Source organism: Sabulicella flocculans, from assembly GCF_045449635.1.
In the GTDB taxonomy this organism is placed as follows: domain Bacteria; phylum Pseudomonadota; class Alphaproteobacteria; order Acetobacterales; family Acetobacteraceae; genus Roseococcus.
The window spans coordinates 108,401-119,564 of record NZ_JBJJBR010000006.1; the positions used below are offsets into that span (position 1 = coordinate 108,401).

Genomic DNA, 11,164 nt, shown 5'->3' on the forward strand with positions numbered 1-11,164 from the left:
TTCCTCAGGCTTCGATCTTGGCGAGGTCCGCCAGCTGCGCGGCGGCGGCACGGACCCGGTTGAGCAGGCGCAGGCGGTTGGCGCGCAGGGCCGGGGCCTCCGCGTTCACCACCACCTTGTCAAAGAAGGAATCCAGCGGCGCGCGCAGGGTTGCCAGCGCGCCGGTGGCGGCGGCGAAATCCTCCGCCGCCATCGCCCGGGCCGAGGCGGCCTCGGCGGCGCCCAGGGCGGCGTTCAGCGCCTGCTCCTCGGGCGCTTCCAGCAGGGCGGGGTCCACCGGCGCGTCGTGGGGGTGGCCGTCCTTCTTCTCCTCGATGCGCAGGATGTTGCCGGCGCGCTTGACGGCGGCCAGCAGGTCGGCGCCCTCCGGCGTCTCGACGATGGCGCGCAGCGCCTCGGCGCGGGCCAGGATGCGGGTGATGTCGTCATCCTCGCCGATGGAGGCGGCGACGAGGTCGTGCCGCGCGCCCTCGGCGCGGAGCTGCACGCGCAGGCGTTCGAGGAGGAAGGCGAGGAGGTCGGCTGTGTCGCTCCGCCAGGTGTCCAACGCCGCCGGCACGACCTGGGCGAGATTCATGCGGGCTTCGTAGAAGGCGTCCTTCAGCCCCAGCCGCAGCCCATTCTCCCGCACGATGCGGATCACCCCCAGCGCCGCGCGGCGCAGCGCGTAGGGGTCGCCGCTGCCGGTCGGCTTCTCGCCGATGGCGAAGAAGCCGGCCAGGGTGTCCAGCTTGTCGGCCAGGGCCACCGCCACCGCCACCGGCTCCGCCGGCACCGCGTCGGTCGGGCCCAGGGGGCGGTAGTGCTGGGCGATGGCGTCGGCCACCCGCGCGTCCAGGCCGGCGGCGCGGGCGTAGTGGCCGCCCATGATGCCCTGCAATTCCGGGAACTCGCCCACCATGCCCGAGGCGAGGTCGGCCTTGCACAGCCGCGCCGCCTGTTCGGCCAGCGCGGCATCGGCGCCCACCTGCGGCGCCAGGTGCTTGGCCAGGGCGGTGATGCGCTGCACGCGGTCGGCCTGGGTGCCCAGCTGCGCATGGAAGGTGGCGCCCGCCAGCTTCGGCAGAAAGGATTCCAGCCCCGCCTTCAGGTCGCCGTCCCAGAAGAAGCGCGCATCCGACAGCCGCGCCCGCAGCACGCGCTCGTTGCCGGCCACCAGCGCCGCGCCGCCGTCGCTGGCGGCGATGTTGGCCACCAGGGCGAAGCGGTTGGCCGGGCGGCCATCCGGGTGCCGCAGCGCGAAGTAGCGTTGGTTCACCCGCATGGAGGTGCGCATCACCTCGGCCGGCAGGTCCATGAAGGCGTCGTCAATCCGGCCCAGCAGCGGCACCGGCCATTCCACCAGCCCGGCGACCTCGGCCAGCAGGCCCTCGTCGGGCACCACTTCCAGCCCCTCGGCAGCGGCCAGCGCCGTGACGCCGTCGCGGATGGCCGCCATGCGCTCGGCGGCGTCGCGCAACACGAAGCGCGCGCGCAGCGTCGCGGCGTGATCGCCGGCCGAGGCCACGCGCACCGCGCCGGGCGCGTGCACGCGGTGGCCCTCGGTCAGGTCGCCCGCCACCAGCCCGTGCGCGTCGTCGCCGTTGCGGGCCAGCGACACGGGAACCGCCACGCCGCCCAGCAGCACCAGCATGCGCTGCAAGGGGCGCACCCAGGTGAAGCCGCTGGTGCCCCAGCGCATGGATTTGGGCCAGGGGAAGGACCACAGCAGGTCGGGCAGCCTGGCGTGCAGCAGCGCCTCGGCCGTCACCGTCTCGCCCGGCTTGGCCAGGACGTGGAAGCCGTTCTCCTCCCGGAGGTCCTCGCGCGCGGCGCCGTGCTTCTTCAGGAAGCCGGCCAGCGCGGCCTCGGGCGCGCCGATGCGCGGGCCGCGCTCCTCCTTCGCCGCGGTGGCGGCGCTGGCCTGCATGCGCGCCACCAGCCCGATGCGGCGCGGGCCGGCGAAGCCCTGCGGCTCGCCTTCCATCAGCGGCGCCAGCGCCGCCTTGCACAGCCGCGCCAGGTCCTCCGCGGCGCGGGCCTGCATGCGGGCGGGGATTTCCTCGGAAAGCAGTTCGATCAGCAGTTCGGGCACGTCAGAGGGCCGCCTTCACGTCGGTGCGGGCGAAGTCCTCGCCCTTGAAGAGGAGGGGCTCGCCGCGCTCGGCGGCGAGGGCATAGGCGAAGCAGTCGCCGAGGTTCAGCGCCGCCGGATGGCGACCCTTGCCGTAGCGCCGCCAGGCGGCCCGCGCGAGCTCCGCCTGCCGGCGAGTCACAGGCGAGAGATGGATGCCGAAGCGGTGGAGGAGGTCGTCCACCTCGGTGCCGGCGGCGTTGCCCGCGCGGCCTTCCACCACCATGGTCAGCTCGACCAGGTTCGCCACCGACAGGGTGGCGCCGCCCTGGTCCACCAGGGTGCCGGCATAGCGGCGTGCATCGCCCTCCTGGAACAGGATCGCCGCCAGTGCGGAGGTGTCCACGATCACCGGGGCAGGCCGTTCTCGTCGTAGAGGTCGGAATGGTCACTGGTCCGCAGGTGGGGCGGCACCATCGCCGCGACGCGTGCGCCAATGGCCATGGCTGCGGCGATCTTCGCCTCGCGCTCCTCCTCCCGCTGCCGCGCGCGCTCGGCGCGGCGGGCGCGCACCGCGTCGCGCAGCGCGCCGACCACGCTGGTGCCCAGCTCGGCCGCCAGCGCCTTCGCCTCGGCGATCAGCTCGTCGTCCTTGATGTTCAGCTGGCCCATGGTAGATGCCTCCATCAGCGTTCTACCATCAAGCGGCCTTTGCCAGCCAGGTTTCGCAGCAGCGCTTGGCCAGGGCGCGCACCCGGGCGATGTACGCCGCGCGCTCGGCCACGCTGATGGCGCCGCGGGCGTCCAGCAGGTTGAAGCGGTGGCTGGCCTTGATGCAGTGGTCATAGGCCGGCATGGCCAGCCCGGCATCGGCCAGGGCCTGGCATTCCCCCTCGGCTTCGGCGAACTGGCGGGTCAGCAGGGCGACGTCGGCGTGCTCGAAATTGTGGGCGCTGTATTCCCGTTCGGCGCGCAGGAAGACGTCGCCGTAGCTCACCCCCGCCTCGTTGAAGCGCAGGTCGTAGACGTTCTCCACGCCCTGGATGTACATGGCCAGGCGTTCGAGGCCGTAGGTCAGCTCGCAGCTCGGCACCTCGCAGGGGATGCCGCCGACCTGCTGGAAGTAGGTGAACTGCGTCACCTCCATGCCGTCGCACCACACCTCCCAGCCCAGGCCCCAGGCGCCCAGGGTGGGGCTTTCCCAGTCATCCTCGACGAAGCGGATGTCATGCAGCGCCGGGTCCAGGCCCAGCACCTTGTAGCTGTCCAGCAGCAGCGCCTGCGGGTCGCGCGGGGAGGGCTTCAGGATGACCTGGTACTGGTAGTAGTGCTGCAGGCGGTTCGGGTTCTCGCCATACCGCCCGTCGCTGGGCCGGCGCGAGGGCTGGACATAGGCCGCGCTCCAGGGCTGCGGGCCCAGGGCGCGCAGGGTGGTGGCGGGGTGGAAGGTGCCGGCGCCCATCTCCATGTCGTAGGGCTGCAGGATCAGGCAGCCCTGCGCCGACCAGAAGGCGTGCAGCCGCAGGATGATCTCCTGGAAGCAGGGGGCGTCGGGGTTCGGCATCGCGTGGTCCGGGCGTTTGCGGCGCAGCATAGGGGGGCTTGCCCCCCGGGGGAAGTTGCGGCCCTTCCGCGGCGGTGCAACCGTGGCGCGGCATGCCCGAAGCCCCGATGACGAACCCTCCCGGCCCGCGCTGGTCCTGGCCGGGCTGGGCGGACCGCGCGCGCGACCGCCGCGTTCGCCGCCCGCCCGAGCTGCTGCACGACGCGGCGGGCCGCCCCGGCCCCGGCACGCTGCTGGGGCTGGCCCTGCAGATCCTGGCGGTGCAGGCGGTCTACCTGCTGGTGCCGGTGGTGCTGGCCCAGGCCATGGGCCTGGACGGGCGGCAGACCGCCAACCTGCTGGCGCTCACCCTGCTGGCCATGGCCGCCGCCGGGCTGCTGCACGCCCTGCCGCGCGGCCCGGTCGGCGCGGGCTACGCCATCACCACCGTGCCGACGCCGGTGGCGCTGGGCGCGCACCTGGCGGCGGCCGGGCTGGGGGTGGGCATGGCCCAGGCCGGCCCGGCCATCCTGGGTGCGGCGCTGCTGGTGCTCGCGGTGCTGCTGGCCTTCCCCCGCCTGCCGCGGCTGATCCCGGTGGAGATCGCGGGCGTCGTCTCCATGGCGCTGGGGCTCAGCCTGCTGCCCTCGGTGGTGCGGCTGGGCCTGCCGGCGGCGCCGGCGGCGGAGGAGGCGCTGCTGCCGCTGGTGCTGGGGGTGATCGTCGTCGCCTCGCTGCTGCGCTGGGCGCTGGCGCCCTTCGCGCTGCTGCTGGGCGGCGTGGCCGGGGTGGCGGCCGGGCTGCTGCTGTGGCCCCCGGGGCCGGAGGCGGCGGCGCTGACCGCCGGCCTGCCCTGGCTGGCGCTGCCCCGCCCCGCCTGGCCCGACCTGGGCGGCGCCGCCTGGGACCTGCTGCCCGCCTTCGCCGTGGTGGCGCTGTGCCTGCTGCCCTCCACCGTCGGCTCCGCGCTGCTGCTGCAGAAGGAGGGCGACGCCGACTGGGTGAAGCCCGACCCCGCGCCGGTGCAGCGCGCCATGGTGGCCACCACCCTGGGCATGGGCGTCACCGGGCTGCTGGGCGGCATGGTGGTCAACGTCTCCTCCGGCGGCGTCGGGCTGGTGGTGGCGACGCGCATCCTGGCGCGCGCCGTGGTCTGGGCGAACGCCGCGCTGCTGCTGGCCCTGGCGTGCTCGCCCTTGCTGCTGGCCCAGTTGCTGCTGCTGCCGGGGGCGGTGGCGGCGGCGATGCTGCTCTACCTCGCCTGCTTCATGGTGGCGGCCGGGGCGCAGCAGGTGGCCTCGCGCGTGCTGGACAAGCGGCGCACGGTGGCGGTGGGGCTGGGGCTGCTGGCCGCCACCCTGGCGATGCTGGCGCCGGGCCCGCTGCGCGCCATCCTGCCCGACGCGCTGGTGGCGCCGGTGACGCTGGGCTTCGTGGTGGCGCTCGGCGTGCACCTGCTGACCCTGCCCCTGGTGCGCCGCAGCGAACGCCTGGACCTGAAGCTGGACGCCGCGGCGAACCGCGCCCTGGAAGGCTTCGTCGAGCGCGCGGGCGGCGCCTTCGGCCTGCGCCGCGCCACCACCGACGCCCTGGCCCACGCCGCCATCGAGGTGGCGGAGGTGCTGGCGGCGCGCGGCGTGCCCTCCCTTTCGGCCGAGATGACGGAGGCGGACGGGCGGGTCAGGCTGGCGCTGCGCCACCCGGGCCCGCCCCTGCCGCCGCCCGCCCGCGTGCCCAGGGCGGAGGACCTGGCGGCGGCGGTGGCGGCGCAGGAGGCCTTCGCCATGTGGCTGGCCGCGCGCCAGGCCGACCGCTGCGCCGTGCGGGCGGAAGGGGCGCAGGCCGTGGTGGAGATGGAGTTCAGCGAGTAGGGGCGCCGCGCCCGCTTTCCCTCAGCGCCGCAGGTCGGGCCGCGCGGCGTCGGGCCAGAAGCGCACCCCGGCGCGCGCCGGGCCGCCGGCGATGGCCACCGGGGCGCCGTCCGCCCGCCAGCAGGCCGCGCCCTCCAGCGCGCCATCGGCGTGGAAGCGGATCAGGTTCATGCCGCCCGCCACCACCGGCACCGGCTGCGCCGCGTGGCCCATGGCGGCCAGGGCCGCGGCGGGGATGCCCTCCTCGCACTCCAGGGCGGCGCCCTGCGTCCACAGCCGCGGCGCGTCCACCGCCGCCTGGGCGTCCAGGCCGTGGTCCAGCAGGTTCAGCACCGCCTGGAACACGCTGCCGAAGATGCGCAGCCCGCCGGGCAGGCCCAGCGCCGCCCAGGGCCGCCCGTCGCGCCGCAGCACCGTGGGCGCCATGGAGGTGGTGACGCGCTTGCCCGCCGCCACCGACTGCGCCCGCCCCGGCACCGGGTCGAACAGCGCCATGTAGTTGTTGGGGATCAGCCCGGTTTCGGGCAGCAGGATGCGCGCGCCGAACAGGCTGTTGATGGTGTGGGTGCAGCAGGCGATGCCGCCCTCGGCGTCGGCGGCGGTGACGTGGGTGGTGTGCGGCGATTCGCGCAGCGGCGCCACGCCCGGCGCCCAGTCGCGCGCGCGGGCGGGGTCCAGCAGGGCGCGGCGCTCGGCGGCGTAGGCGGCGCCGGTCAGGCGCTCCACCGGCACGGCGACGAAGTCGGGGTCGGCGGTGGCCACGGCGCGGTCGGCGAAGGCCAGCTTCAGGCATTCCGCCACCAGGTGCAGCGCGGCGGGGCTGTTGGCGCCCAGGGCCGCCACGTCGAAGCCCTCCATCACCCGCAGCATCTGCAGCAGGTGCACGCCCCCGGCCGAGGGCGGCGGCGGGCCCACCACCTCCACCCCGCGATAGGTGCCGCGCACCGGTTCGCGCCAGGTGGCGCGGACGGCGGCGAGGTCGTCCGTCGTCAGCAGCCCGCCGCGCCGCGCCAGCTCCATCACGGCGGAGGCGCCCAGATCGCCGCCGTGCAGCGCCGCCGCGCCTTCGCGCGCCAGGTGGCGCAGCGTCTCGGCCAGGGCGGGGTTGCGCAGCAGGGCGCCGGGCGCGGCCGGGCGGCCGCCGGGCAGGAAGATCGCCGCCAGGTGGCGGTCGCGCGCCAGGTCCGGCGCGGTCTCCTGGATGCATTCGTGCAGGTAGCCGCCGGCGCGGAAGCCGCGCGCCGCCAGCCGGATGGCGGGCTCCAGGCAATCGGCCAGCGTGAAGCGGCCGTGGCTGGCCAGCGCCGCCTCCCAGGCCAGCAGGTTGCGCGGCACCGCCACCGCCTGGGCGCCGCGGCTCTGCAGCAGCGGGTCGCGGTCCTCGTACATCTCCGGCCGGGCGGCCAGCGGGGCGGAGGCCATGCCGTCCAGGATGCGGTGGGTGCCGTCGGGGGCGGCCAGGTGCATCAGCCCGCCGCCGAACAGGCCCACCATCATCGGCTCGCACACCGACAGCGCCAGCAGGGCGGCCACGGCGGCGTCGGTGGCGGTGCCGCCCTCGGCCAGCATCTGCGCGCCGGCGGCGGCGGCGGCCGGGTGGTTGGCCACCACCATGCCGCGGTCGCCGCGCGCCGGGCGCTTGCGGCCGGCGGCGGCGCTCACGCGCCCGCCAGCGTCATGCCGTCCACCCGAAGCGTCGGGGCGTCGGTGCCGCGGCGGAAGCGCAGGTCGCCCGCGGCGCGCAGCCGCAGGAACATGTCCTTCAGGTTGCCGGCGATGGTGATCTCGCTCACCGCCTCGGCCAGCCGGCCGTCGCGGATGCGGAAGCCGGCGGCCCCGCGCGAGTAGTCGCCCGTCACGCCGTTCACCCCCATGCCGATGAGCTCCGTCACGTAGATGCCGTCGCGGATGTCCGCCATCAGCGCCTCCGGCGTGCCCTGCCCGCCTTCCAGCCACAGGTTGGTGGGCGAGGGCGCGGGCGGCCCGCCGGTGCCGCGCGCCGCGTGCCCGGTGGAGGCGAGGCCGAGCTGCCGGGCCGAGCGCCCGTCGAGGAACCAGGAGCGCAGCACCCCGTCCTCCACCATGGCGCGGCGGGCGCCCGGCTGCCCCTCGCCGTCGAAGGGGCGGGAGCGCGGGCCGCGCGGGCGCAGCGGGTCGTCCAGCAGGGACAGGCCGGCGGGCAGCACGCGCCCGCCCATCGCGTCCTGCAGGAAGGAGGTGCGCCGCGCCACCGCCGCGCCGTTCAGCGCCGCCGCGAGGTGCCCGAGCAGCGAGCCCGCCACCCGCGGGTGATAGACCACCGCAACCCCCTTGGCCGAGGGCGGGCGCACCGGGTCCAGCCGAGCCACCGCCTGCTCGCCCGCCTGCCGGCCGATGAGTTCCGGCGCGTCGAGGTCGTGCAGGTGGGTGGCGGAGGTGTAGTCGTAGTCGCGCTGCATCGCCGTGCCGGCGCCGGCCAGGGCGGTGGCGGACAGCGAGTGCGAGGAGCGCGCGTATTCGCCGAAGAACCCGCGCGAGGTGGCCAGGGCGCGCCGCGTGCGCCCCCAGCCGGCCGAGGCGCCCTCGCTGTTGGTGACGCCGGGCACGGCGAGCGCCGCGTCCTCCGCCCGAGCCGCGGCGTCCAGCAGCGCCTCCGCCGAAGGCTCCTGCCCGTCATCGAGGTCGAGCGCCAGGGCGGGCGGCGGCGGCGCCTCGGCCAGCAGGGTCAGCGCGTCCTCCGGCACCACGCGGGCCATGGCGACCGCGCGCCCGGCCAGGGCGGCGAAGCCCGCCGGGCTGGCGTCGCTGCCGCTGACGGTGGCCACCCGCGCGCCCAGGAACACGCGCAGGCCCAGGTCCACCCCCTCGGCGCGCTCCAGCTGCTCGATGGCGCCCAGGCGGCGGGTGACGTGCAGCGAGGCGCCGTGCACCAGCAGCGCGTCGGCGGCGTCCGCCCCGGCGCGGCGGGCCGCTTCCAGCAGCGCGGCCAGGGTGTCCTGCGCCGTCATGCCGCCAGGCTCTCGGCGATGGCGGACAGGCGCGGGACGTTGCCGATGGGGCCCAGCGTGGCCAGGGTCGGCGCCGAGCGGAACAGGCGGGCGGCGACGCGCTGCACGTCCTCCACCGCCACCGCGGCGATGCTGGCCTTGGTCTCCTCGAGCGGGATGACGCGGCCGTGCACCTGGATCTGCCGGGCGATCTGCTCGCAGCGCGAGCCGGTGGATTCCAGCGACATCAGCAGGGAGGCGCGCAGCTGCGCCTTGGCGCGCGCCAGCTCCTCCTCGCTCACGTCGTGCTGCACGCGCCGCAGCTCCTCGACGGCGACGGGGACCAGCTCGGCCGCCTGGTCCTCGCCGGTGCCGGCGTAGAAGGCGAACAGGCCGGTGTCCTCGTAGGGGTGGGCGAAGGAGTAGATGGAATAGACCAGCCCGCGCTTCTCGCGGATTTCCTGGAATAGGCGCGAGGACATGCCGCCGCCCAGCAGGGTGGAGAGCAGCAGGGAGGCGTGGTGGTCCTTGTCGCCATAGGGCACGCCCTGGAAGCCCAGCACCAGGTGCACCTGGTCCAGCTCGCGCTCCTCGCGGAACTCGCCGCCGACGTAGCGGGCGGCGGAGGGCGCCTCGGGCGCCACCGCCGGCAGGTCGGCGAAATGCGCCTTGGTCATCGCCAGCAGGTCCTCGTGCTGGATGGCGCCGGCGGCGGCGACCACCATGCGCGAGGGGCCGTAGTGGCGCTGCATGTAGGCGGTCAGCGATTCGCGCTGCATGCCCTCGATGATGGGGGTGGTGCCCAGGGTCGGGCGGCCCATCGGCTGGTCGGGGAAGGCGGCTTCCTGGAAGTGGTCGAAGACGATGTCGTCCGGCGTGTCGTTCGCCTGGCCGATCTCCTGGAGGATGACGCCGCGCTCGCGCTCCAGCTCCTCGGGCTCCAGCTTGGAGTGGCACAGGATGTCGCCGATGATGTCGGCGGCCAGGCCGGCATCCTCCTTCAGCACCTTGCAGTAGTAGGCGGTCTGCTCGCGCGCCGTGTAGGCGTTGATGTGGCCGCCGACGTTCTCTATCTCGCGCGCGATGCCGGCGGCGTCGCGGCGGCGGGTGCCCTTGAAGGCCATGTGCTCCAGGAAGTGGGAGGCGCCGTTCTCCGCCGCCGCCTCGTTGCGGGTGCCGGCATGGACATAGGCGCCGATGGAGACGGTCTCGACCCGCGGCATGGTCTCGGAGGCGACGGTGAGGCCATTGGGAAGCTTGGTGATGGTCAGCATGGGAGGGATATGGGCCTTCAGGCGGCGTTTCGCAGGGCGTGCGCGCGCACGAAGCCCTGCGCGGCGGCGAGGTCGTTGGGGATGGTGGAGAAGCGCTCCTCCCGCGCGTAGAGGTCGGCCAGGGCCGGCGGCAGGGGCGGGCGCAGGCCGGTGGCGCGCTCCACCGCGTCGGGGAACTTGGCCGGGTGGGCGGTGGCGGCGACGATGACCGGGATGCCGCGGTCTTCCGGCGCCAGGGCCCGGGCGGCGGCGGTGCCGATGGCGGTGTGGGGGTCGGCCAGGTAGCCGGCGCCGTCGTGCAGGCGGCGGATCTCGGCCAGCGTGCCCTCGTCGTCCAGGGTGAAGCCGTGGAACTTCGCGGAGAGCGCCTTCCAGGCGGCGTCGGGCACCGGCATGCGGCCGGTGGCGCGGAACTCGCGCATGGTGCGGGCGGTGGCGGCGGCGTCCTCGCCCAGCAGGGAATACAGCAGGCGCTCGAAGTTGCTGCTGACCTGGATGTCCATGGACGGCGACAGCGAGGGCTCGACGGGGCGCGCACTCATGTCGTTGGCCGAAAGGAAGCGCGCCAGGATGTCGTTGCGGTTGGCGCCGATGATGAAGCGCGCGACCGGCAGCCCCATGCGCGAGGCCACCCAGGCCGCCAGCACGTTGCCGAAATTGCCGGTGGGGACGGAGACGGCCACCGGCCGGTCCGGCGCGCCCAGCGCCAGCGCGGCGGCGACGTAGTAGGGCACCTGGGCGGCGATGCGCGCCCAGTTGATGGAGTTCACCGCGGCCAGCTTCATCTCGGCGCGGAAGGGCGCGTCCACGAACATGGCCTTCACCATGTCCTGGCAATCGTCGAAGGAGCCCTCGACCGCGAGGTTGGCGACGTTGGGGGAGAGCACCGTGGTCATTTGCCGGCGCTGCACCTCGGAGGTGCGGCCGCGCGGGTGCAGGATGACGATGTCCACCGCCGCGCGGTCGCGCACCGCCTCGATGGCCGCGCTGCCGGTGTCGCCGGAGGTGGCGCCGACGATGGTGATGCGCTCGCCGCGCCTGGTCAGCACGTGGTCGAACAGGCGGCCCAGCAGTTGCAGCGCCACGTCCTTGAAGGCGAGCGTCGGGCCGTGGAACAGCTCCAGCGCGAAGCTGCGGTCATCCAGCTGGACCAGCGGTACCACGGCGGGGTGGCGGAAGCTGCCATAGGCGTCGCGGCACATGGCGTGCAGCGCCTCGAAGGCGATGGCGCCGCCGGTGCCCCCGCTCGAAGTGAAGGGATGGATGACGCGCGCTGCCAGCTCGGCATAGGGGAGGCCGCGCAGGGCGCGCCATTCGGCCGGGCTGAACTGGGGGAAGGCGTCGGGCAGGAACAAGCCGCCATCCTCGGCGAGGCCGGCGAGCAGGACATCCTCGAAGCCGCGGGGCGCGGCCTCGCCGCGGGTGGAGACGTAGCGCATGGGGGGAGGTTGTAGGGC

At 75.1% G+C, this 11,164-nt stretch carries 9 protein-coding genes; 1 reads left to right on the forward strand and 8 read right to left on the reverse strand.

The window, feature by feature from the left end:
• Nucleotides 1-4 precede the first annotated feature (4 nt).
• Genes glyS through ACI6QG_RS08935 form a run of 4 tightly spaced genes read right to left on the reverse strand, consistent with a single transcriptional unit; the run spans nucleotide 5 to nucleotide 3,617 of the window.
• Nucleotides 5-2,074, reverse strand: coding sequence for a glycine--tRNA ligase subunit beta (gene glyS, locus ACI6QG_RS08920; RefSeq protein WP_407024239.1), 2,070 nt, complete (start codon nucleotides 2,072-2,074; stop codon nucleotides 5-7).
• A 1-nt stretch (nucleotide 2,075) separates the two neighbouring features.
• A complete protein-coding gene (locus tag ACI6QG_RS08925) occupies nucleotides 2,076-2,465 on the reverse strand; it encodes a type II toxin-antitoxin system VapC family toxin (RefSeq protein ID WP_407024240.1) in 390 nt (129 codons plus the stop codon).
• Nucleotides 2,462-2,740: a type II toxin-antitoxin system VapB family antitoxin gene (locus ACI6QG_RS08930; RefSeq protein WP_407024241.1), complete on the reverse strand. Its 279-nt coding sequence runs from the start codon at nucleotides 2,738-2,740 to the stop codon at nucleotides 2,462-2,464. Before ACI6QG_RS08930 ends, ACI6QG_RS08925 begins: the two co-directional genes overlap by 4 nt.
• Before the next feature lie 13 nt (nucleotides 2,741-2,753).
• Nucleotides 2,754-3,617 carry a glycine--tRNA ligase subunit alpha gene (locus ACI6QG_RS08935; protein WP_407024242.1) on the reverse strand — a complete coding sequence of 288 codons (864 nt, stop codon included), beginning with the start codon at nucleotides 3,615-3,617 and terminating at the stop codon, nucleotides 2,754-2,756.
• A 107-nt stretch (nucleotides 3,618-3,724) separates the two neighbouring features.
• Here ACI6QG_RS08935 and ACI6QG_RS08940 point away from each other — a divergent pair, with 107 nt between their 5' ends.
• A complete protein-coding gene (locus ACI6QG_RS08940; protein WP_407024243.1) occupies nucleotides 3,725-5,467 on the forward strand; it encodes a solute carrier family 23 protein in 1,743 nt (580 codons plus the stop codon).
• A 21-nt stretch (nucleotides 5,468-5,488) separates the two neighbouring features.
• On the opposite strand, the gene ggt is transcribed toward ACI6QG_RS08940, so the two are convergent.
• Genes ggt through thrC form a run of 4 tightly spaced genes read right to left on the reverse strand, consistent with a single transcriptional unit; the run spans nucleotide 5,489 to nucleotide 11,146 of the window.
• Complete coding sequence (gene ggt / locus ACI6QG_RS08945; protein WP_407024244.1) at nucleotides 5,489-7,129, reverse strand: gamma-glutamyltransferase; 1,641 nt, start codon at nucleotides 7,127-7,129, stop codon at nucleotides 5,489-5,491.
• Complete coding sequence (locus ACI6QG_RS08950; RefSeq protein ID WP_407024245.1) at nucleotides 7,126-8,454, reverse strand: TldD/PmbA family protein; 1,329 nt, start codon at nucleotides 8,452-8,454, stop codon at nucleotides 7,126-7,128. The genes ggt and ACI6QG_RS08950 overlap by 4 nt, the downstream gene beginning before the upstream one ends.
• Nucleotides 8,451-9,707, reverse strand: coding sequence for a M16 family metallopeptidase (locus ACI6QG_RS08955; RefSeq protein ID WP_407024246.1), 1,257 nt, complete (start codon nucleotides 9,705-9,707; stop codon nucleotides 8,451-8,453). Before ACI6QG_RS08955 ends, ACI6QG_RS08950 begins: the two co-directional genes overlap by 4 nt.
• Before the next feature lie 17 nt (nucleotides 9,708-9,724).
• Complete coding sequence (gene thrC / locus ACI6QG_RS08960) at nucleotides 9,725-11,146, reverse strand: threonine synthase (protein WP_407024247.1); 1,422 nt, start codon at nucleotides 11,144-11,146, stop codon at nucleotides 9,725-9,727.
• Nucleotides 11,147-11,164: the final 18 nt, after the last annotated feature.

Excerpts from the sequence above, each read along its gene's own strand:
- ACI6QG_RS08950 (WP_407024245.1), bottom strand. The coding sequence starts at position 8,454 with ATGACGGCGCAGGACACCCTGGCCGCGCTGCTGGAAGCGGCCCGCCGC.
- ACI6QG_RS08935 (WP_407024242.1), bottom strand. The coding sequence starts at position 3,617 with ATGCCGAACCCCGACGCCCCCTGCTTCCAGGAGATCATCCTGCGGCTG.
- ACI6QG_RS08930 (WP_407024241.1), bottom strand. The coding sequence starts at position 2,740 with ATGGAGGCATCTACCATGGGCCAGCTGAACATCAAGGACGACGAGCTG.
- ACI6QG_RS08940 (WP_407024243.1), top strand. The coding sequence starts at position 3,725 with ATGACGAACCCTCCCGGCCCGCGCTGGTCCTGGCCGGGCTGGGCGGAC.
- ACI6QG_RS08955 (WP_407024246.1), bottom strand. The coding sequence starts at position 9,707 with ATGCTGACCATCACCAAGCTTCCCAATGGCCTCACCGTCGCCTCCGAG.
- thrC (WP_407024247.1), bottom strand. The coding sequence starts at position 11,146 with ATGCGCTACGTCTCCACCCGCGGCGAGGCCGCGCCCCGCGGCTTCGAG.